This window comes from Actinoalloteichus fjordicus, from assembly GCF_001941625.1.
In the GTDB taxonomy this organism is placed as follows: Bacteria; Actinomycetota; Actinomycetes; order Mycobacteriales; family Pseudonocardiaceae; genus Actinoalloteichus_A; species Actinoalloteichus_A fjordicus.
This window is the reverse complement of record NZ_CP016076.1, coordinates 1,089,343-1,110,413: the sequence shown is the minus strand read 5'-3', so window position 1 is coordinate 1,110,413 and position 21,071 is coordinate 1,089,343. Positions and strand designations below refer to the sequence as shown.

The following is a 21,071-nucleotide window of genomic DNA, read 5'->3' as shown; positions in this document are numbered from 1 at the left end:
CGGCCAGAACCGGTGTCGGGTCTGGTCGTAGGGAATCTGGCTGGAGCCGTGCCGGTCGACCGTGACACCGTGGTGCCGCAGGCCTGCGGTCAGTACGTCGAGGTAAGGCGGCAGACTGCCGTCCGAGTGATCCGGGCCGAGAACCAACACGCGCATCGCTTACGTCACCATCGTTTCCTTGTGCAGCGTGCGGTAGACCGCGAGTGTCTCGGCCGCTGCGGTGTCCCAGTCGAACCAGGCGGGCAGCGTTGCCGCTGGCGCAACGTCGGCGAGGATGGCACGGAGATCAGCGGCGGTGCGGTAAGTGTGGCCGCCGCCAGCCGCGAGAAGCTCCGGTGCGGTGCCGAGGTCGGCGGGCAGCAGCACCGGGGTGCCGCAGGCCAACGCTTCAGCGATGGCCAGGCCGAATCCTTCCCACCGCGAGGTCGACAGCAGGAAGTCCCCCGCCCGATAGAAGCCCGGCAGATCCTCTGCGGGCAAGTCCTGCACGATCGTCACGGTGTCCTCGACGCCGGACAGCGTGATCGGGGACAAAGGCGGGGCGTGCCCCAGCAGCACCGTGATATGCGCGACGTCGACGAGTTCACCGGCCAGCCGCTCAAGGCGGTCCCACCCTTTCATGGGTGTCGTCTTGCCCACCCACACCAGGCGATGCCGCTCGCCCTCAGGGCTACTCCACGGCGGCGGCAACGATGTACTCGGGCTGGCAAGGGACCGGCTGGTCGCCGCAGTGGCGTCGGCCGCGAGCGTGATCCACCGGCCGCCGGTCGGGAGCGTGACGGGGCCGGGCAGGAAGCGGTCGCGCTCGACGCCATTGGCGATGACCACCGGCTGCGGGATGCCGTAGGCGGCGGCCAGATCGCCGGCGGCGAACTCGCTGACTGCCAGCACTTTCTCGGCGGCGTACAGCAACTCACGTTCGGCGGTGATCAGATGACTGAAGGCGCGCATGGTGGCCGCGGAGAGGTCGCCGCGAACTACGACCGGCGCCCGCGCCGGAGAAGGTCGTCGTACATAGTGCAGGGTTTCGGCCTCCCACGAGGAGGATTCCACGACGTCCGGTCGCACGTCAGCCAGTGCCGTCTCCACCGCTTGACGATGGCGGCCGAGATCGTCGGTGCGGGGCAACGCGAGCGTTCGGATGCCTGTGAGAGTGAGGGGGTCTGGGGTGTGCTGAGTGATGAGAACGATTTCGTGGCCCGCGGCGTGAAACAGCAGGGCGAGCGCTCGGTAGAGGGTTCCGATTCCGCCCCTCGTCGTAGCGTGTAAATCCCGGTGCACCAACGCGATGCGCACCGCCCTCACCGACGCCTGTGCAGGCGTGCCCGGAAAGCGTCCCACTGTGGGTAGAGCTGGGCCAGTCGTCGGGCGCGAAACTCGTCGTCGGGCAGCTCCGTATGCAGGCGCAGCTCACGCGAAAGCACGATCGCCTGATTGATCAGGAAAGGCATCTCTATCTCAGCCTCTCCCACTAGGGCGTCGACGGCGTCGTGGGCGCCCGGGGTATCCACGAGCAGAGTGCGCAGCAGCGCCAAATCGAATCCGGGCAGGAACAAGCCGGTGAATTCGAAGTCCAGCAGCACACATCCGCTTGGCTCGGTGAGCAGCAGGTTCGCTGGCAGCGGGTCGCCATGATTGGCCTTCCACGGCGGTAGCGTCAGCGCGAGCAGGGCGTGCAGAGCGGCACGGTCGTCGGCGTCGAAGAACCCGGAGTGGTAGTACCGTTCCACCCGGTCGGGATAGTCGAACACGGGCGCCAGCACGCCGGGGGGCGGCGTCCAGCCAGCGAAGGCTGTGACGGTGTCCAGCACGGTGGCGAGTGCGGCTGTTGACAAGGGCTGCGCGGGGTAACGCTCGGTGTCCACCGGCTGGCCGGGAATGTGCTCGACGACCAAGACGCTGTGCCCGTTGGTGTGCAGTAGTCCGGGCACCCGAACCGGCGGTGGGTTCCTTGCGAACGCCTGATAAATCCGCGTCTCGTGGTGGAACTTGGCCTGCCAGAATTCCTCGTCGGTGAGCAACACCTTGATCACTACGGACAGGCCGTCGCGCTCGCCGAGCGCGAGCAGGGACTTGTCGCTGACGCGCAGCACCTCGCCCAGCACTACACCGCCGAGATCAATAGTTCTCAGGTCACGCGGCATGCCGGTCACCAGCGTGTTCTCCCCTCACAGTCCGGGCCAGCTGATCGACCAGGTCCGCTTCGGCCTGCGGTTCGTGCCAGGCGTGCTCGATCGCCTGGATCGAGTGCAGGTAGTAATGCGGGTTCGGCGGCGCTCCGGTCGCCAGAGCACCGAGAACCTTCCAGTACATGATGCCGCTGTAAAGACGGAACCGCGCGGACCGTGCGGTTGTGGGCGGCCACTGGAACCAGATCCGACGCACCAACGCGCTGAACTCTGCCATCGCCGGTGCTTCTTCGGCGACGGCACCGATCATGCTGTCAGCCTGCGGCACTCGATGGTAGACGACAGTCGGCTGATGGATGCGGCTGAAGCGGTAGCCGTGCTCCCGAGTCAGGCGCAGCCAGAAGTCCCAGTCCTCAATCGCCGGTAACCCAGGATGCAGCCGGGCCGTAGCGGGCCTACGGAAGACTGCGGTGTGCACGGGGAACAGGTTGCACACCTCCAACAGCAGCGGATCGAACCCGACATCCCACACCACGGCCTCCCGCACCGGGCGGTCCGGATCGATCCGATGATCGGTCACCAGGCAGGTCGTGGCCACCCCGTCCGCACCAGATTCCAGCCCGGCCAATGCGGTGACCAGATGGCGGGGCAGGAACACGTCATCGTCGTCGAGGAACGCCACATATCGACCTCTGGACAGGTCTAGGCCGGTGTTACGGGCACTGGGCAGTCCGCACCGGCGCGGATGAGTCATCGCAACGACAGGCAGGCCCCAGTCCCGTGCTGTGGCGATCACCGACTCGACCGACGTCCCACCGTCATTGATGACGACGACCTCCACCTCGGCGAGGTCGACGTCTTGCTGGGCGGCGACGCTCGCCAGAGCCTGGCCTAGCTCGATCGGCCGGTTGAGGGTCGGCACGATCACGCTCACCAGCGGGAGCATCCTCTTCATCGTGGTCCTTCCGGTTGGTCGGCGATGGCCGCCAACAGCGGTGTGAGGGCGCCGTGGTGGCGCCAGGTCACCACGCGCGAAACTGCTGCGAGTTCGGCAAGCCGCTCTGCCGCGTCACGGGCGTAGGCATCGCGGTCGCGTTCGATGCGGGGCAGATGATGGGTGTTGAGCCCTGGGTCGAATACCCAGTCGAAGCGGACGTGCGGCCACAGCGCCCCCACCGGATCTGCCACCACCGTCGGGGCGCTGACAGGCTGGCCTTCAGGGGCATAACCGGCCAGCACCACCACAACCTGACGGCCGGCTAACACGGTGTGCAGGGGGTTACGCTGTCCCAGACCGCGATAGGTATAGAGCAGTCGGACATCGTGACCGTAGCGCTGCTGACACGGCATTCGCCGGAACTCCTCGATGTCGACACCCTCGTTCCCCCATGGAGCTCCGAGCCGGTCCGCGTAGTCGAAGTAGGTTCCGATCTTGACCGGGATCGGTGTCGGCAACGACGTCACCACGAGCCCTTCCCGTGTGCGGTAGAGGATGAGATGGTCGTTGGACAGAAACCGAGAGCCGCCCAGGGCTGCGCCCAACGCCAGAGTGGTCTTGCCACTACCCTTGTCCCCAACCACGATCACGACCCGCGCCCCGTCAGCCACGGCGGAGGCGTGCAGCATCGTGTACTCACGCGCTTCGCAATAGTCCAGCAACACTTCCCGGATCACTTTCCGAACCGTGATTGCGAGATCACTCGGATCGGACGAACACACCACTGCCTGCTGGGACTCCAGGTCGACGCGGTAGCCGACTCGCCACGGTGTCAGGGCCATCCCCGGTTCCGGTTCGGCCAGTCGGGCTTGAATCGTCCACCCCGAAAGTTCCTCATGGGCTGTGCTCGGCTCCAGTGAATAGAAGGCGCGCAGGTAGTCGACCACGCCAACGTGGTCGGTGACCACTGTGACTCGCACCGGGCCAAGATCGGCAACAACCTGATGCTCACGGCTCATCCGCTCAACTCCATCTCGGCCGAAACAGGTACGGCAATGGCCTCAGCGAAGCCGGCCTGCTTCGTCCACCTTCGACCCCGTCGAGGTCGGTCTTCCCTGTCCGACAAGTCACCCGCCAACCTCTCACCGGGTACCCCAGTGGGGAGTCAGCGATCACGAGTCGCCGTGGAGCATCTCTCACTCTCGCTGCCAATAGCCAGAGTCTTTCACGGTTTCACCCATTCGCCACAACCGTGCCGGTCGGGATATCAGCAGGTCATCATGCCTCTCGCCTCATGGACGCCCCATAAGCGCCCCATGGGCGCCCTGTTTCGCACTCTGGGGCGGACGTTCAATTGCAGTGGCAAGGTCGAAGTAGTCCCAACGGCACCGTTGCCACCAGATTCCGGCGCCAGCTCAGCAACCGAAGAAGAGAAAGCGAGCACCCAATCGATGAGCAGATTCGCCGAACTCGACAACGCCTTGGAACTCTGCGAGTCCGAGGGACCGGTGATCGCGCTCAGTCTGGCGGAGAACGAGATTGCGCTAATTCAGCAGAACCTCGGAGCGGTAGGCGATGCACCGTGGCAACCGGAACTGGTGGCCCTCCAACAACGTGCGGCGGCGAGCACCGCCCAGGCACGAGAGGACATGGCAGTCCTGCGGCAGAGCGTCAGTGACATCAGAGGGAGGCTGAGGTCCACGTTTTGAGCACCATCACCTCGACACGCCATCCACCGCCGACGAGAACATCACCGCACGCAACCCGCCCAATGTGCGCACGTCCGACGTCCTGGCCGCCGCGCGCCGCAGCCGCCCACGCCACCCCCGCAAGGAACTGGAAGCCGTTCTTCGCGATGTCGAGCGCGACGGCTGGCTCGTCACCAAAGGCAAGACCTACTACCACGCACGCTGCCCGTGCGGCCAACATCAACGGGCTGTCCACCTGACACCCTCTGGCAGCAACTATGTCCGCAATCTCCGCATGTGGTTCCGCAGAAAGAGGTGTTCACGCTGAGGACGTTCGAGATCACCCTCGTTCATCGATTCGACCAGTTCGACCCGCAGCGTTTCGACGACTGGTTCACGATGGTCGCCGCGACGTTCTACGACAACTCGATCATCGCCGACCAGGCCCTCAGCACCAGCCTCGACGTCCACGAAGTCGAACTGTCGATGACTGTCGCCGCCGAGCACGACCACGCCGCCGCGATCATCGCGATCACCGCAACCCACGACGCACTCGACACCGCCGCCAGCGGCATCGTGACGATGCGCAAAGGCTTCACTCTCACACTCACCGCCGCCGATGAGGACAACCCGACCGGCCAAGACAAGACCTGACCGCACGAAGGGAGATCGCCGGAGATCGATCCGGCCGCGCCACCACGCCCACCACCGATCCCTCAGTCGGCGGGTCCCATCTGTCGCCACAGCCGTGCAGAACCACCTACTCAGCCTGAACGGAGCAGGACTTCGTGGACTTCTACGTGATCGAGACAACGGTGTTACCGCGCGCCGCCCGCGCCTCCCTGATGGTCCTACCCACGACCCCTTCGCTTCGGACCCGTGGTCACTCAGATCCGTGACCAGCCCGGTCCGTTCGACGACACCGCCGACGCGCTGCGCTGGCTGCGGACTGAGTACGACACCCTCCGTGAGGCACTCGTGGCCGCCACACGAAATCACCGCGACGCCTGGCATGGCAGCTGTCTGAGACGTTGTGGCCGCTGTTCCTGCATCATCGCCGCCTGGTCACGCCCACCGTGTTCACCGACGGCGCCGCCGCAGCCCACCGCGCCACCCAGACCGCTCAAGACCCCGACCACACCCGCCGACACCGACTCGGCCAGGCCAGCCTCCTACTCAAGGCAGTCGCAGCCCGGCAGAAACTCGGCGACATCGACACAGCCGAGACCCTCCTGCCCGAAGCGACCGCACTCACCCGCCACCTCGACTCCCGGCACTCCAGGCCACCGCCCGAGCCCAACACGGCCAACTCGCCCGAGCACGCGGCTGTCACCGAACTAACCCGAGCACTCACCGTCTTCGGCGACCTCCCCAGCCACTACCAGGCCACCTGCCACCGCAGACTCGCCCTCGCTCTGCAACGCCGCGCCGCAACAGCCCTCAACACCAATCCGACACCCGACCACGGCGACCCGCTCCACACCGAAGCCACCCAGGACCGGCGCCGCGCCGTCGTCCACCGCACCCGAGCCCGCGAACTCGCCCCGACCACTACACCGCTACCACCCTCACGACCTGACCACCACACATCGGTTGGAGACACCACCCGCCCCAACCAGCTGACTCGCCCTCAGGGACCGGCACGGCCTGACACCGACACCCCGATGTTCGGGCCACTGCTGCGGCCGGCACCTCGGCGTGAGTAGTGCGTCGTCCCTACCCGAGGTCACGAGCGGCGAAGGCCAACGTGTTCGGGATCTGCCTCGCACCATGCGCGAACGTGGCGGCGGCGACGGAGCCGAGTGTGTCGCCGTAGCGGTAGCGGCGTTCCCACCGCTGGCATTGCTGCCGGCGGTCGAGTTTTTCGACCATGCGCTCAAGCGGCACCGCGACGAGACGGCACCGGTAGTGCGTCTCGCCGTGCTCCCGAACGAGTCTCGACCGCTGGGCAGAACCGACCGCCGAGCAGCTCATGTCGTGTGAATTCCGCCCGCGCGTGCCTCATCGAGCATCTGTCGGGCGAGATTGAGTGCCGGCGGCGTCGTCCATCCGGGTGCGCGGGGATCCACGTGCGCTGGGATCGTGACGCCACTGACCAACTTGAGGAACTGGTTCGCCGCGACGATGGGTATTCGCCCCGGCTTCGCCGCTGTGGTACGCCGAGGGCGGTTAACCTGCAGTCATCACCGTCAGGGGGAACGATGTCGCGGCGTCAAGCCTTCAGTCAACGCAGGAAGATCCTGGGGTACTCCCAAGAGTCCTTCGCTGTCAGAGTCGGGGTGGAGTTCTCCACGGTCGGGCGATGGGAGCGGGGCGAGCTGACCCCCCAGCCGTGGCGCCGGCCGAGAATCGCCAATGCGCTTCAGGTCCCGCTGGAAGAACTCGAGCAGTTGCTGGCACTCGAGGAATCGCCGATGACACGCGATGCCGGAGCACGGCGGAGTCGCACCGGCGACGTCGTAGTGGCCTCCGGCCCATCGTCCAGTCCTCGCCTTGTGTTCTGGGAGGCGAGCAGCCTGGTGCGCGAGGTCCTTGATCAGAGTGAGGTGGATCTGGCGGTGTCCTCCCGACGCACGGTATTGACCACCACAGCCGCGCTGGCCGGGGCGGCATTCACGGCGGCATTGGAGCCGGTTCTTCGTCCAGTCCTCGCGGCATCAGCGTCGGGCCATGCCTTCGCCACGGCCGAGCTGGTGGACGCCGAGGAGATCGTGGCGCAGTTGACCCGGCTGCACCGCCGTGCGGGTGGTCTCGATGTTCGGATGGTGGCGGCTCAACTCAATGCCTTCTGTCGGCGTCTCCGCGAGGCGCCACAAGGAACCCCGGAGACGTCACGCGCCTTCCGGGTCGCTGCCGAGCTCGCCGAACTCGTGGCGTCGATGAACTGGGACGACGGCCTGCACGACAGCGCTCAGCGTTACTTCCTCCTCGCCGTCCAGCTGGCCCACGCGGCGAACGATCGTGTGCTGGTCGCAGTCGTTCTCGCTGCACTGGCTCGCCAGTGCAGCGACCTCGGCCGCCCAAAGGACGCATTGGAGGCAGTTCAGCTCGCGCAGTACCTGACACGACGGGAGGCGACACCTCGGTTGCGAGCGCTCCTTGCTACGCGGGAAGGATGGGCACACGCTCAGCAAGGGGACGCGAAGGCCTTCCAGCGCTGTGTCACCGCCGCCCAAGACCATCACGCCGAGGGCGTCGACGAGGATGACAGCCATCCGAGCATCATCGGCTTGGACGACGCCGAACTCGCCGGAGTCGTCGGAGCCCGTTACCGCGACCTCGCCGCGCATGACGTGCGACACGCGCGCACAGCACAGGAGTACATCGACACCGCCTTGCGGCTGCGCCCGTTAGATCACCTCCGCACCCGCACGTTCGACCTGATCGGTCTCGCTCGTACGCATGTGATCTCCCGTGAGCCTGACCGGGCCGCCGAACTCATCGCCGAGGTCCTTCCGTCAATCCCCACCCTGGCTCATGGCCGGGTCGGCCGGAAACTACGGGAGTTTCACCGTGAGGCCGCCGTGTTCGATGATGTCCCCGCCGTCCACGACGTTCGTCAGGCCGTGAGGGAGCTGACGACGAGTTGAAGGGAACCCTCGCGACGATGCGCATCGGTGTCACCGGACATTCGAATCTGACCGCCGACAGCGAACCGCCGATCGCCGAGGCGATCCGAGGGCTTCTCCGCGATCGGGCTCCGGGCGGTCTGGTCGGAGTGACGTGTCTGGCGCGTGGGGCCGATCAGGTGTTCGCCGAGGTGGTCCTCGAGCTCGGGGGTGCCGTCGAGGTCGTGCTGCCCGCCGCCGACTACCGCACGCGCAAGGTCAAGCCCGACAACGCGGCGAAGTTCGACCGCCTGCTCAGCCGGGCGTCCTCCGTGCACACGATGCCCTTCGACACGTCTGACAGCGCCGCCTACATGGCCGCCTCCGAGCGTCTCCTCGGCGGTGTCGACGAGGTGATCGCGGTCTGGGACGGTCGACCAGCGGCAGGCAGCGGCGGCACCGCCGACGTCGTCATCGCCGCGCAACAACGGGGCCTGCCCGTGACTGTGGTCTGGCCAGCCGGAACCAGCCGGGCCTGAGCGCATCACAGCGACACCTCGGACCCCTTCCGTGTTCCAAGGACGACCGTGTAGCGATCTATCCCGAAGCTTGGCCGCCCCACTGCAGCGTCAGCCGAGCTGACCGATAGTCCTGGACATCACCAGTGCCGTACGTGCGCGGACATCGATCGCGCCTCGCCTAAGGTTCCCATGTGAAGCTAGCGGTGTCCGCCGGGGCGTCGTACGCAAAGGGGTTCGACCACACGCAGATCGTCTCTATCACCTCGGGTTGCCCCTCCACGGTGAGCCCGCAAGACCTGGGTCCGAAGCACCAGCGGCCGCTCTGGACGGGAGCGTCGCCCCGCGACGCTAGGCTGTCGTCCAGCAGGTGAAGAGTGGAGTGAATGCATGGGTGGCCGGCTGGCCCTGTCTTGGGTCAATAAAGATCAAGCACTGCTGCCAGACGGCAACGGCGGCTACGAGTGGGTTGAGCGCAGTCACCCACGCGTCACTGAGGTCCGGTTGCTTCACCCGGCAGGGCAGGTTGGCGAGGTTGCCGGAAGTGTGGACGACAACCTCCTCATCCAAGGTGACAGCTATGACGCCTTGCACGCACTCAGCCGAACGCCCGAGTACGCCAACCGCTATCGGGGCAAGGTAAAGCTTATTTATATCGACCCACCGTTTAACACTGGTCAAGCATTCGAGCAATACCAGGACGCTTTGGAGCACTCCATCTGGCTTGGCATGATGCGAGAACGGCTGCTGCTCATCCGCGAGTTGCTTGCACCGGATGGCTCGGTCTGGGTGCACCTCGACGATGCCGAGATGGCCTACTGCCGCGTCCTGATGGATGAGATCTTCGGCAGATCGAACTTTGTATCGACCATTATCTGGCAGAAGGCAGACAGTCCTCGCAACAGCGCTAGGCACTTCTCTGTCGATCAGGACTACATTCATGTTTTTGCGAAAGATGCATCGACATGGAGGCCATACCGACTCCCACGAACCGCCGAGTCCGATGCGAGCTACCGGAATCCCGACAACGACCCTCGGGGACCATGGACGCCCGGAGATCCATTCGCTAACAAGGCTTACTCGCTGGGTAAATACGAGGTGACCGGGCCAACCGGAAATATTTTCCGCCCGCCCCCCGGACGCTACTGGCGTATCTCAAAGGGGAAGTTTGAAGAGTTGGATAGAGAAGGACGCATCTGGTGGCGCGGCGGAGGAGACGCCCGTCCGAGGATCAAGCGATATCTGTCTGAAGTAGCGGACCTCGTCCCGCGCACCGTGTGGAATTACACGGACGTGGGGAGTAACGGTGACAGCAGTCGCGAAATGCGTAAGTTGCTGCCTGGCGTTCCCGTCTTTGCCACACCGAAGCCAGAGCGGCTCTTGCAACGCATCCTGGCGATCACGACCAAACCCGGCGACCTCGTACTCGACTGCTTCGGTGGGTCAGGCACGTCTGCCGCAGTTGCTCATAAGATGCGCCGCCGATGGGTGACCGTAGAGATATCTCCGAAGACTGTCGAGACATTCACCCGCCCTCGGCTGGAGAAGGTCGTTATCGGAGAGGACTCCGGTGGGGTCACGCAGGATGTCGATTGGTTCGGAGGGGGAGGCTTCCGGGTACTGACGCTCGGCCCGTCCATGTATGAGTGCGCTGGGTCCCGGGTGCTACTCGCCGATTGGACGAAGGGCGAGGAGTTCGCAAGGGCCGTCGCAGCACAACTCGGGTTCGCATACGAACCTGATGGCCCGTTCGCAGGTACGAAGGGGCGTACTCGCTTGGCGGTTGTGGATGGGGTGGTAGATGACGTCGTGGTGACCTCGATCATCTCCTACTTGGAGACGGACGAGCGAGTGACAGTGGTTACCAAAGCGGCAGCACCCGGCACTGAGCAGGTGCTTCGCGGGTTGAGCAACGGGTCACGCTTGCTCAAGGCGCCACGGGACCTTGTCCAGCGTGGGAAGATCGTACGGTGAGCTGGGTACCTTTCAATTGCGCGCTGGTCGAGGAGATCAAGGCGCGGATGAACCTGCGGGAACCGAACGCTGACGCCCTCGCGGCCGTAGCGAAGGAGATCGAAGAGGGCAACGGGCGTGAGGTCGTCTGCGACCTGGCCACCGGGGTGGGCAAGACCTACCTGGCCGCCGCGCTCGTCGAGTACATCGCGGTCCAGGGCGTTCGGAACGTGCTGATCGTGACACCGGGTACGACGATCCAGAGCAAGACGGTCGGCAACTTCACTCCCGGTCACCCCAAATTCGTGCCGCACGCGGAACACCAGCCATTGCTGATCACCTCGGTGAACTACTCACGGGGTCAAGTCGGAGATGCGCTTCACAGCAACGACGTACTCAAGTTGTTCGTGTTCAACGTGCAGCAATTGATCCGGCCCACCGCCAACACGTCTCGGAAGCTGCGTCAGGACGACGAATTCGTTGGTGGCCCACTCTACGAGCACCTTCGGTCAGTGAACGACCTCGTGGTAATCGCCGACGAGCATCATGTCTACCGCACCAATGCCAAAGCGTTCGCTTCGGCAATCCGCGACTTGAGTCCCCGCGCGTTGGTAGGCCTGACTGCGACCCCTGACGAGGCTGATGGCGACAAAGTCATCTTCACCTACAGCTTGGCCGAGGCCATCGCGGACGGGTTGGTGAAGATCCCGGTTATCGTCTATCGCGAGGATGGAATCAAGGACATCGAGACTCAGCTTGCGGACGCATGTCACCTGCGCGACCGCAAGGAGGCGGTCTGGCGCACGTGGGCCGAGACCAACAACTTGACCCAGATTGCACCGGTACTATTCGTGGTTTGCCAAGAGATCCGTGACGCAGAGAAGGTCGCCACCATTCTGCGAGGGGACAGCTATCTGCCCGGCGAAGGCCGAGTTTTGGTGATCACCTCGCAATCCGACGACGATGCGCTGAAGGATTTGGCGGACGTGGAGTCCCCAGACTCACCGGTGCGGGCCGTGGTGAGCGTGGACAAGCTCAAAGAAGGCTGGGATGTCAAGAACATCGGCGTGATCGTCGGTTATCGGGCGCTCGCCTCACAGACACTGACCGAACAGGTGCTCGGACGCGGTCTGCGGCTACCATTCGGCAAGCGAGTGGGTGTGCCAGCGATCGACCAGGTCGATCTGGTCGCCCATGATTCATACCGCAAGCTGCTGGCGCAAAAGGATGCGCTGCTTCAGCGGGTCGTTCCCCCCGAGAGCGGTCCGAAGCTAGCTCCGACGCCAGGAAGCGTGCCCACGCCACCAGTTTCCTCCGGCGCGAGCCCGCCCGATCTATCAGGTGTCCAGGAGGCAGAGACACAGGGCATTTTGCACTTGATTGGACCAGAGCGAGTCATCAACGGCGAACGCGTGGACGGCTCGGACGTGCTCCAGATCGCGTCCTTCGAGGCCACGACAGCCCAGCACCAGCACGACCACCATGCTGTCACTAAGATCCTTGACAGAGTGGACGGCGCACCCTTGATCAAATTTCCACGTCGCGAACGTGAGGTACTGCCCATCCAGTTCTCTCTCAGCTATGTGCAGAACTCGGCAGCCCGGGCGGAGGGTGCCGCGTTCCAGACAGAGTTCCCGGTCTACCTCAAGCGCCAAGCGCTGCTTGTGGAACGGGATGTTGCGGGTCAGACCGTGGTTCGTGCGCAGCAGGTCGAAGAGGAGGACGCAGTTCAACAGTACATGCCGGTGTGGGACGTCCGCCGAAACATCGAGAACCGCATCCTCGACCTCGGTTTGGTGGAGGCGTCGTTCCCGGAGCTCAACGCCGCCGAGCGGATCGCCAAGCAGTTTCTGCTTGGGGCTGGCGTCGCCGACGAAGACGACGAGGCACTATGGAGCGAACGGCGCACTCACCAGGCGGTGTCTGCCATCGCCAAACTGGTTGAGGCGGCCTACAACGCACGTCGTCTAAACCCTCATTGGGGATGGCGCACAGTCGAAGTTCCGGTACGTCGGCCGATGCCCAGCGACACTGGCAGCAAATGGGACGAGACGTTCAGCAAGGACCGGTGGTACGGCGGCTGGGGCAAGTCGATCCAGCCCGCAGTCAACTTCGATGCCAAGAGCACCGAGTTTAAATTGGCCCACTTGTTCGACGGTTCCAAGTCAGTAGTTTGGTGGTTGCGCCTGTACGAACCGGGCGATGCGTACATCGAACTGGAGAACGGTAAGCGCTACTACCCAGACTTCGTCGTCCTCGACACTGAGGGCGTGTACTGGGTGATAGAAGGCAAAGCCGACCGCGACGCTGGCCGGGATGATGTGCTCAACAAGAAGCGGATTGCCGAGGAGTGGGCACAGTTCGCCCGCGACAGAGGCGAGTTCGGCGTCTGGCGATACATGTTCGCGGGTGAGAGCAACATCAAAAAAGCCGGGAGCTGGGAGGAGCTGCTGGCGCTCACCAAGCCCGAGTGATAGCCGCCGCACCTGCTCTTGGAGGGAGCTTCCGTGGCCGAAACGCTTACACGGGCGGTCGACACCAGCTCTGGCACCGCGATGCGCCGCCATCCATCCCAGACGTCTCGCCATTACCGGAGAACGAAGCTCAGGGCTACGGGCCAGGGCCGACCTTCGACCAGCCGATCCGCAGAAGTGGCCCTACCGCGTCGATTGCAGGCGATCGGCGCGACGAGTCGTGTGCCGTTCGCCCCATGAAGTCGCTCAATCCGAGCCGGCTGTCCATGCGAACTCGGCTGACGGTGCGCCGGGGAGGAATCCGGTCGTGTCGGAGGCGAGGAGTGCGTGACGTCCGGTGACTGTCGCGGCGCTCGGAACGGATCCGGCGGAGGCTGTCGTGATGTAGGTATGACTCAGATCGACGAGCGGACCAGTCAGCGCACGGAGCGGCGAACGGGAGAGGATGAGGTGAGCGAGGATCGTGAGCCGACTGCGGCCGAGGTGCTGGCGTGGCGGCGCGATGACGTGTTCATCCCCGAGGCCGAGGCCACTACGGAGGAGTTCCCGTCCCTGCGGAACATCTCAGCCGGATTCATCTTTGGCGGCGTGGTCCGCCCGCTCGAACCGGCTCCGCCGGAGTACGCGACGCTCTCGATGCCCCACGCCTCCGACGGGGATTTCGTCGCACTCGCGCAGTGGAACATGCTGTGGGAGGCGGCCCAGTTCCGACGGCGCTTCTTCGACTTGGACGCCCTGCCGAAGCCGATGGCCAAGATCGCCGACCTCGGCGACGTCAACGTCACGTTCGTGCCGCGGACACGGGCGCGGTACTTCGAGTACGCGTCGCTGTTCCACCTGCTGCCCAAGCGCGTCCTGGGCATGTTCGGACTCCCGCTGTTGCGTGGTGGCCAGTGGCCGTTCATGGCTGACTGGGCAGGCATCGACGACTTGCTCCCGACCGACTTCGAAGCCCGGCTGGCCCGCGCGTGGGCGTGGACGGTCTGGCCGCACCTGATGTCAGGGTCGAAGATGAAGGCGTTCTCGGCCGACGACCCGATTCGGCTGTTGGCCCACAACCTGGACTTCTGGGTGCCTGCGGTGACCGCCACGATCCAAGAGCGGCTGCGGGACTTCCCCGAGGTCGACAAGGGCAGGACTCCCAGCCCGGTCCTCCTAGAGGACGGCAGCGTGCTCGCCGGGGCCATCGCCAGCAACCCGAGGATGGGTGGGCCCGTGTGGTTCGGTGAGGACGACGCCCACGACGCCGTGGTCGAGACTGTGGAAGCCGCCGACCGGACCGGCCAGCTCCGCGGCATCCTGGACGCCGTCCGATCCCACCGCATCGAGGACGACTTCTCCAGCCACTGGTCGTACGCACGCGAGGACTTCGAACGCAAGCTGCACGGCAAACGGCGCAAGGTCACGGTGAAGTTCGTCGAGTTGACCGACACCATCCCGGTTCAGGGGCCGGAAAGCGAGGTGCTGGGCAACCTGGTCACCAACGACTTCCTCGCGCTGCTGGACGCCCGGAACCGGCAGATCGTTGTGCTGCTCAACAGCGGCGTGACCAGGAAGACCGAGATCGCGGAAGTGCTCGGGTACGCAAACCACAGCGCCGTCTCGAAGCGCCTAGCGCAGATCCGTCGGGCCGCCGAGGCGCACTTCGACAAGGACTGAGCCAGTGGTAGTAGTAACTCGGTTCGGCTCCGGATGGTCGGAGAGTTGATCGGGAACCATTGCAGACACCGCCGAGTTCGTAGCTGGTCTCTTACAGAGCGGCGGCGCTACCGGCCTTGCTCTAAGGCGTGCCCGACATGATGATGGCCGGGTTGACGACCAGGGCTTCCCCCGCTCCGAGCAGTATCCTCTTGACGTTCCCGTTGGCCGGTATGCCCCATGCCGCAGGGGCTAGGCCCCGCCGCCTACAGCCTGCGGTCAGAATCGCGGGATGGATTACTTGGCGGTCTTTTGGAGGGCGCAGCCGGAGTTGGAACAGTGGCGTCAGCGCAGGTGCGCAACCCGCCGGAGGAGCCCGAGGGTGGTAGCGACCTCGCCGACGACGACAAAGTCTTCCGCCATCAGCGGATCAGGAAAGGCACCTCGATCCCGGCCGCTCCACCACGGTGTGGACGGCGTCTTGGGAGCCAAGAACGATCCTCCAACATCGTCGACAGGCCGATGCTCAGTCGATTCGGTGCCCGGCGGAAGGTGATCGCTCGGGGTCGTCGCCCACAACACAAAGAACTCTCCCTACCCGGAAAACCTCCCAGATCAGGAGGGCCTCGAGATGGTGGCCCTGAGGGGACCCGAACCTCTGGCCCCCACTCCGTTCTCGTCGGATTGTTCTCTTTCGCGAGCCTCGAGCCGGAGATGGCCGCGCCCTGGGCCCCTTCTTATCGGTAGCGAGCCGAGATATCAATCGCCGCAGCGGCGTCCACCGCATCGTGGGAGTCTCAGGTCGCTGAGGGACTATCAGTGGGATCAACAGTGATGAACGTCACCAAAAGCAATGGTAAGAGTCAACAGGACGACCACTCGCCTTCCGCGACACGACACCGACCTGCTTCACTGATGATCTGGAGGCCGACGATTGCTTGAGGTCGAACGACAGCAGCTCAGAGAGGCGTCTCGATGGCATTAGCACGTGTTCGTGTCGATAGGTTCACACAGTCTGAGCTGGGCCGCGCTGGCTTGGAGGAACTGTCACGCAACTTGTGGTCGGGACTCTGCCAGACCTGTGGACGCGATCTTGGTTCCGAAAGCCCTTCGGTCGTTGTTGTCGACGACGAGGTGTCGATAACAGCGTCGTTGCATCACGCTGCTTGTCAGCAGCCGCGTTGGACGCGGGCGGGGGTGGACCGGACAGGTCGGTATCTCACTACGGTGACCCGCTTGATGGCTGTTCCATTCGGTGATCCGGCTCGAGATCCCTTCGCACCGACGCTGTTGGTGAATCCAGGTTTGGAGCAGGTAACGTTGGCGCACACGAAACCAGAAGGATACCGCGCGACCACTGTGGCGGACTGGCGACCCAGCGGGTTAGCACCTCCGACACCCTATCCGCATCGCGCCTCGACTAGCTCGGCTACCGCTTGGCTTGAAGACGACCGTCTGATCGTGCGGTGCGGGGACGTCTTCTGGGTAAGCCCAGTCCATCCAGCGGACTCGATGCTGACAGGGTTGATCCGAGAGCGCGGTGAGGTGGTACTCGCGGTGTCCACCGCGCTAGATCCGGGTGCGATGACCAACCCAGAACCAGTGAAACGGGTTCTGGCCGCCGGAGATCTAGCAACGGCGACCATAGGGCTGAACCGGGAGTTGCCTGCCCCAGATGTGTCTGTCCCCACTCGAATCATTGAATCCGACTTAGCAGGGGCAGACGAACATGACGATCTCGCCTGGCTACCCGAGGCATCTTTCAGCGGACCAACCTTCGATAGGATTACCGGATCGTTCGAACTCGGTATGGGGATGGACGGTCCTACGTACTGGCGATTGACTGATCACGGCGTCGGCGCGATCAATGGCCTGATTGCAGGGTACCCCGGAACTGGCAGGACGAACATCTTGCGGCTGGTCCTGGTCGAAGCGTTGTGTTCAACAATCTTCAACATAGCTGTGGCCGATCCGATGAATCGGAACAATCTGCTATCAGTAGTGGGTGAGCAAGCAGTTCGTATGGCTGGCACGCCCGCCGATACGGTTGACCTGCTCACGTGGGCCGCCGAGCAGGTGGAAGCTCGTCAAGCTGACGCTGAACGATGGCGCGAACCCAGCCCCAAGTATCCAGGACTGGTAGTCGCGATCGACGACGCCCAAGGAATACTCGCCGACCCGTACGCCGCTGATCTGGCCGCGAGGGTGGCCTTCGGTGGTCCGCACATCGGGATCGCGCTCGTCGTAGTGATCACAGCGGTACAACCGGAAACGGTCGCCGGTCGGCGTGACCTGCTACTCGCGCTTGGCGAGAAGAACGGGTTCCTGTTCGACCGGGATCAGGTCGACGGGTGGCAAGCTCTGAACAACCGTGAAGGTCAAGTAGAAGACATGCACTAGGGACTGTTGAAGATGTCGTGCGTACCCACTCGGCGCCAGGTCACGTGCGGTTCACCTCGAAGCCGTTCAGCGCTGTACTCGAAGGTCGCTCTACCGTTCGGCGCCCAAGTCATCTCCCAGACCCCAGTAGTGACCTGCACTCGCTTGACCCGAAGACCAGGACGAAACCGACCCGCTTTGAGGTCGGGGACGAACTCATCGAGCACCGTCTGCTGGAAGCGACGCCGCTGCTCAGCTTCCAACCTCTTCAGATCCTGAACGAACCGCGGGGTGCGGGTGAACGTCGGCATGAGCGTGGACAACCCAGCCCTAATCGATGTCGGCGAACAGTGCCGCCATGTCATCGTAGGAGGGCAGGTCACCAGCCGCGATCTGCTCGCTCGCCTCCCGCTCGCCCTTCTGCCACTCCTCAGTCCAGAACCACCGCTGGTCGGTAGGCACGGAGGTCATTCCACGCAACGTGACCTGACCGTCGGCATGCACGGTGAACTCGACCTCGTCACCCTCGATCAAGTGAAGAGCATCACGCACCTCAGGAGGCAGGGTGAGCTGTCGCTTCCGACGCAGCTGCGCACGAGTGTGCAGCTCCTCTCGTGACTGTTCGTCACCCACCCGATCACCTCCCGCGCGCAACCCCTCCGCCTACCCATCATGGCACAGATGAGATGTACGACAGTAAGAAAGTCTTACGTGGTCTTGGACCCCGCGTGCGAGATCCGATACTCTGAGTGACGAAACAGGGAGGTAGGGCGTCATGGGAAAAGGTAGGCGGCTCCGCCAACGCCGCCAGACCACCGCTGACGAGCGGTTGGGCGAGATGCTGGCCAGCTACCCCTTCATCGTCGATCCCGTCACGGCAACCAGGCTCGGTCCCGACGGCCTCGCGGCGCTCGCACGCAACCTGTGGCCTCAGGACTGCCAGACCTGCGGCTGGGCGCTAGGCGCTGATAGGGCCACAGTCGCCGTCTCTGATCTGATCGTCCTCGCCTCGGCGACCCTGCATCACGCACGCTGCCGAAAGCCACAGTGGGAGACCTCTGGGTCCATGCACAGCCAGCAAGACCTCCTGTCGTGGACAACCCAGACGTTTCTACTCCAAGCCAAAGCTGACAGCACAGACGACCGCCCGATATTCCTGGTCAACCCCGCGTTGGAGCAGACGATGCTCAAATGTACGGCCACCGGATGGCGGTCCAACACCATTGATTCGTACTCGTCGTTAGGGCTTACACGATCGAGGCTAGAAAGCCTGCTCGCCACAGAACCCGTCCCCGATATCTCCGCTCATCTGGATGCCGAGGGCATCACAGTCCGTCTGGATGACACCGGCCAGTCCTGGAATACGGGTTGCGACGGCCCGACCCGGGAAGCCGTCAAACGTCTGGGCGGGATTCTACTCGCTGTGACAACCGCGTTCGACCCCCACGATCTGCGTGAGCTCGGCCAGTTCCTCACCCTAATCCGTGCGGGCGAGGCTGCAGTCGGTTGGGTTGCGCTCGCCGGAACGGGGCCCGGTCCCCTCTCCGAACAGCCACTTGCTCTTCCGACGGCCTTGAATACTTTCGTCCTACACCTCAATCTGAATCACGCCTTCGTCGGCGAACTGATCGCCATCACTGACGGAGCGCTAGCACCGCTCGACGCGCAGGAATGGGCACAAGACGCGATCAACCTGCCAGCCAGCAGTTTGATCGGCTGGAGGCAAACCTCCAACAATCTTCACACCTGGCACACCATCGATTCCATCAGCGCTAAACGATTCATACTGCGCAAATGTGAAGACGGCTGGCAGCTCATCCGTGTCGCAGGGGAAATAAATGGAAAGCATGGCCTTGATCGCGATACCGCTCGCGACTGGGCCACTCGCGCAGCGCGCACAAATGCGAAGACACGCATTATCAACTGGCTTCCCACAAATTCTAACGACGACGTCTCGATCACTTTTCACGGCAGCGGAATCCCTCGATAACGTGGCAGCTTTTTAATAGCGCCCTAATCTCAGCGTCGGATTGATCACCGACCGCCCAAGCATCGGTCAGGTCGATACCGCATCACCGGTTGGACATCTCGGAGGTCTCGAGACCGGGTTTGCGGAGGAAAGCAGCGTAGCCAACCACACTCGAACCAACTACTGCCGACCGCCACAGTTGAGTGGAGTGCACACCCACCGTCCAGGCGATCAGGTTTTCACCAGGCAACACAAGACCGTACGCGCCGCTAGACGATCTCCACATGCCCAGGACCCATCACAAATTGACCAAACCAGAAGTTCGATCGCCTAAACTCCCTCATTGGCGCATGCTGAACCGATCCAAAATCGACCTGCAGATGATCCGATGAGATCATGAAGACAACGCAAAACGCTCCTGACCTGGATGAAAATCTCAGATCAGGAGGGCTTCAACGATAATTGGAGTTGAGGGAACTCGAACCCCTGGCCCTCACATGGAATGACTCCTGTTCTGCTCCAAGCAAATTAGAGTAACGATGATGCGATTCCGGCGCCACTCGGAGAATCACCGGGCCCTGTCCGCACAGCTCGACGCGGAAGATGCTGTTGTACATGCCGTTCCCCAACTCGACAGCTGACACGACACGCACGTCCGGACCGAACGCACGACGACATAGACCCTCCACCTCCACTGCCGTCACCGGCTGCTGGAACGCGCCCGCACCACGCGCGATTGCACGGAACTCCATGGGATGCCTTCCACTCGTGGGGACGCGGTCGATCATGACAGGTCGAACTGGCCGTCTTTTCGCGGTCCACTTGTTCTCGGTGTAGACCTGAGGGGCAGCTCAGGATGACGGGAGTGCCGCACGGCAGCGTGTCTGTCGCAGGTCACCGCAACCTCCACGCAGTTCTCGTCGCCAATGGAGTAAGAGGACTTGGCGAACGGCCGCGCGGTCGAGTTCCAGTTGGATAGTCATCATGGGGTTCCTGTTTGCTGGTGAGTTAGGCGCTCACGTGCTCCAGGAAGTCAACGCTGTCTCGCGGGCTCAGGGCACCACAGCGTAGCCGCTCTTAGAGGTTGCTGTAGCGGGTCACCTGCGGGGCCTCGGTCAGCGAGGTGAGCACGACGTCGGTGGTCACGGTGTCCACCGCGATCACCTGTGGGTGCGGTGCTCGGGGTAGGTGTAGAGGGAGAACGCCAAACGCGGTGTCACGTACCCGTCGACGACGGCCGCCGCTGGCAGCACCAGAACGGCTGCGGATCACCGCACCGATTTGGGCGAGAGCAACCGGTTCGCCTGGGGCGGCTGCCGTGTAGTACCCGGCGGCAGGTTGAGGCGACCATCAGAGCCAGTCGGGTTGGCCCCGACCAAAGAAGCAGCCGAACTCGGCGTGTGCTGGCAGTGCGCACATCGCTGCGTCCGCTGTTTCCACGATGAAGGCTTGGCGGGTCTAACCGATCGGTCAAGCCGGCCGCAAGGTCTCACGGGTCCTGGTCCGCACTGTCGGAGAACCGGGCCGCCGTCTCAGAACCGCCCATTCGGGTTATCGCACCTGGAGCAGAATCCTGACCCTGTTTCGCCTGATCAACACCGCTGCTCCAGTTCTGCTCCAGTTCGGCACGCGCCAGTCCACACAGGGCGGAGAAACAAGACCGCCCGCCGACCTCATCCTTGCAGGTCAACGGGCGTCCCGGTCAAGCTATGTGATGGTGGAGCTGAGGGGACTCGAACCCCTGACCCTCACACTGCCAGTGTGATGCGCTACCAGCTGCGCCACAGCCCCGCAGCGGCTTTCGGGCTTCCCCGTGCCGTGCGATGCATACAGTACAA

16 protein-coding genes, 1 tRNA gene and 1 pseudogene are annotated in these 21,071 nt (G+C 63.8%); 10 read left to right on the top strand and 8 right to left on the bottom strand.

The annotated features are described in order from the left end of the window. Window positions 1–159: 159 nt before the first annotated feature. The 4 genes from UA74_RS05145 to UA74_RS05130 are packed head-to-tail and all read right to left on the bottom strand — an operon-like array spanning window position 160 to window position 4,085. Window positions 160–1,296, bottom strand: a complete 1,137-nt coding sequence (locus UA74_RS05145; RefSeq protein WP_198042928.1) for a glycosyltransferase family 4 protein — start codon at window positions 1,294–1,296, stop codon at window positions 160–162. Between the two features lie 5 nt (window positions 1,297–1,301). Further along, the gene (locus UA74_RS05140) at window positions 1,302–2,144 is read right to left on the bottom strand and encodes a phosphotransferase (RefSeq protein ID WP_075765977.1); all 843 of its coding nucleotides are present in this window, start codon (window positions 2,142–2,144) and stop codon (window positions 1,302–1,304) included. Continuing rightward, the gene (locus UA74_RS05135) at window positions 2,134–3,084 is read right to left on the bottom strand and encodes a glycosyltransferase family 2 protein (protein WP_075763914.1); all 951 of its coding nucleotides are present in this window, start codon (window positions 3,082–3,084) and stop codon (window positions 2,134–2,136) included. Before UA74_RS05135 ends, UA74_RS05140 begins: the two co-directional genes overlap by 11 nt. After that, window positions 3,081–4,085: a phosphoenolpyruvate carboxykinase (ATP) gene (locus tag UA74_RS05130; protein WP_157442164.1), complete on the bottom strand. Its 1,005-nt coding sequence runs from the start codon at window positions 4,083–4,085 to the stop codon at window positions 3,081–3,083. The genes UA74_RS05135 and UA74_RS05130 overlap by 4 nt, the downstream gene beginning before the upstream one ends. Before the next feature lie 432 nt (window positions 4,086–4,517). On the opposite strand from UA74_RS05130, the gene UA74_RS05125 reads away from it, so the two are divergent. Further along, window positions 4,518–4,775 (top strand): hypothetical protein, encoded by a 258-nt coding sequence (locus tag UA74_RS05125; protein ID WP_075763910.1) that lies wholly within the window; start codon window positions 4,518–4,520, stop codon window positions 4,773–4,775. Here the strand turns inward: UA74_RS05125 and UA74_RS31520 are convergent. Further along, window positions 4,747–5,010: a hypothetical protein gene (locus tag UA74_RS31520; RefSeq protein WP_157442163.1), complete on the bottom strand. Its 264-nt coding sequence runs from the start codon at window positions 5,008–5,010 to the stop codon at window positions 4,747–4,749. The two genes, UA74_RS05125 and UA74_RS31520, sit on opposite strands and share 29 nt — an antisense overlap. A 59-nt stretch (window positions 5,011–5,069) precedes the next feature. Here UA74_RS31520 and UA74_RS05115 point away from each other — a divergent pair, with 59 nt between their 5' ends. From UA74_RS05115 to UA74_RS31515, 8 genes are all read left to right on the top strand, one after another. Then, entirely contained in the window at window positions 5,070–5,408 is a 339-nt protein-coding gene (locus UA74_RS05115; RefSeq protein WP_075763908.1) for a hypothetical protein, read from the top strand. A gap of 377 nt (window positions 5,409–5,785) precedes the next feature. After that, the gene (locus UA74_RS05110; protein ID WP_075763906.1) at window positions 5,786–6,460 is read left to right on the top strand and encodes a hypothetical protein; all 675 of its coding nucleotides are present in this window, start codon (window positions 5,786–5,788) and stop codon (window positions 6,458–6,460) included. Between the two features lie 273 nt (window positions 6,461–6,733). Then, entirely contained in the window at window positions 6,734–8,344 is a 1,611-nt protein-coding gene (locus tag UA74_RS05095) for a helix-turn-helix transcriptional regulator (RefSeq protein ID WP_157442161.1), read from the top strand. After that, a complete protein-coding gene (locus tag UA74_RS05090; RefSeq protein WP_318533287.1) occupies window positions 8,341–8,841 on the top strand; it encodes a hypothetical protein in 501 nt (166 codons plus the stop codon). Before UA74_RS05095 ends, UA74_RS05090 begins: the two co-directional genes overlap by 4 nt. Before the next feature lie 369 nt (window positions 8,842–9,210). Further along, on the top strand, window positions 9,211–10,794 hold the full coding sequence (locus UA74_RS05080) for a site-specific DNA-methyltransferase (RefSeq protein ID WP_083682931.1): 1,584 nt from the start codon (window positions 9,211–9,213) through the stop codon (window positions 10,792–10,794). Continuing rightward, window positions 10,791–13,247: a DEAD/DEAH box helicase gene (locus tag UA74_RS05075; protein ID WP_075763896.1), complete on the top strand. Its 2,457-nt coding sequence runs from the start codon at window positions 10,791–10,793 to the stop codon at window positions 13,245–13,247. Before UA74_RS05080 ends, UA74_RS05075 begins: the two co-directional genes overlap by 4 nt. A 450-nt stretch (window positions 13,248–13,697) precedes the next feature. After that, entirely contained in the window at window positions 13,698–14,906 is a 1,209-nt protein-coding gene (locus UA74_RS05070) for a hypothetical protein (RefSeq protein ID WP_075765971.1), read from the top strand. 1,563 nt (window positions 14,907–16,469) lie between these two features. Then, window positions 16,470–17,285 carry a hypothetical protein gene (locus tag UA74_RS31515; protein WP_157442160.1) on the top strand — a complete coding sequence of 272 codons (816 nt, stop codon included), beginning with the start codon at window positions 16,470–16,472 and terminating at the stop codon, window positions 17,283–17,285. Between the two features lie 309 nt (window positions 17,286–17,594). Here UA74_RS31515 and UA74_RS05055 read toward each other — a convergent pair whose 3' ends face one another. Next, window positions 17,595–17,897, bottom strand: coding sequence for an AbrB/MazE/SpoVT family DNA-binding domain-containing protein (locus UA74_RS05055; protein WP_198042926.1), 303 nt, complete (start codon window positions 17,895–17,897; stop codon window positions 17,595–17,597). A gap of 142 nt (window positions 17,898–18,039) precedes the next feature. Here UA74_RS05055 and UA74_RS31510 point away from each other — a divergent pair, with 142 nt between their 5' ends. Further along, a complete protein-coding gene (locus UA74_RS31510) occupies window positions 18,040–19,254 on the top strand; it encodes a hypothetical protein (RefSeq protein ID WP_157442159.1) in 1,215 nt (404 codons plus the stop codon). A 763-nt stretch (window positions 19,255–20,017) separates the two neighbouring features. On the opposite strand, the pseudogene UA74_RS30585 reads toward UA74_RS31510, so the two are convergent. Both UA74_RS30585 and UA74_RS05040 read right to left on the bottom strand, forming a co-directional pair. After that, window positions 20,018–20,167: pseudogene (locus tag UA74_RS30585) on the bottom strand (DUF397 domain-containing protein); the annotation flags it as partial. Between the two features lie 781 nt (window positions 20,168–20,948). Beyond that, window positions 20,949–21,024 (bottom strand) — tRNA-Ala (locus UA74_RS05040). Window positions 21,025–21,071 lie beyond the last annotated feature (47 nt).

Excerpts from the sequence above, each read along its gene's own strand:
- UA74_RS05140 (WP_075765977.1), bottom strand. The coding sequence starts at position 2,144 with ATGCCGCGTGACCTGAGAACTATTGATCTCGGCGGTGTAGTGCTGGGC.
- UA74_RS05135 (WP_075763914.1), bottom strand. The coding sequence starts at position 3,084 with ATGAAGAGGATGCTCCCGCTGGTGAGCGTGATCGTGCCGACCCTCAAC.
- UA74_RS05130 (WP_157442164.1), bottom strand. The coding sequence starts at position 4,085 with ATGAGCCGTGAGCATCAGGTTGTTGCCGATCTTGGCCCGGTGCGAGTC.
- UA74_RS05125 (WP_075763910.1), top strand. The coding sequence starts at position 4,518 with ATGAGCAGATTCGCCGAACTCGACAACGCCTTGGAACTCTGCGAGTCC.
- UA74_RS05080 (WP_083682931.1), top strand. The coding sequence starts at position 9,211 with ATGGGTGGCCGGCTGGCCCTGTCTTGGGTCAATAAAGATCAAGCACTG.
- UA74_RS31515 (WP_157442160.1), top strand. The coding sequence starts at position 16,470 with ATGACCAACCCAGAACCAGTGAAACGGGTTCTGGCCGCCGGAGATCTA.
- UA74_RS31510 (WP_157442159.1), top strand. The coding sequence starts at position 18,040 with ATGGGAAAAGGTAGGCGGCTCCGCCAACGCCGCCAGACCACCGCTGAC.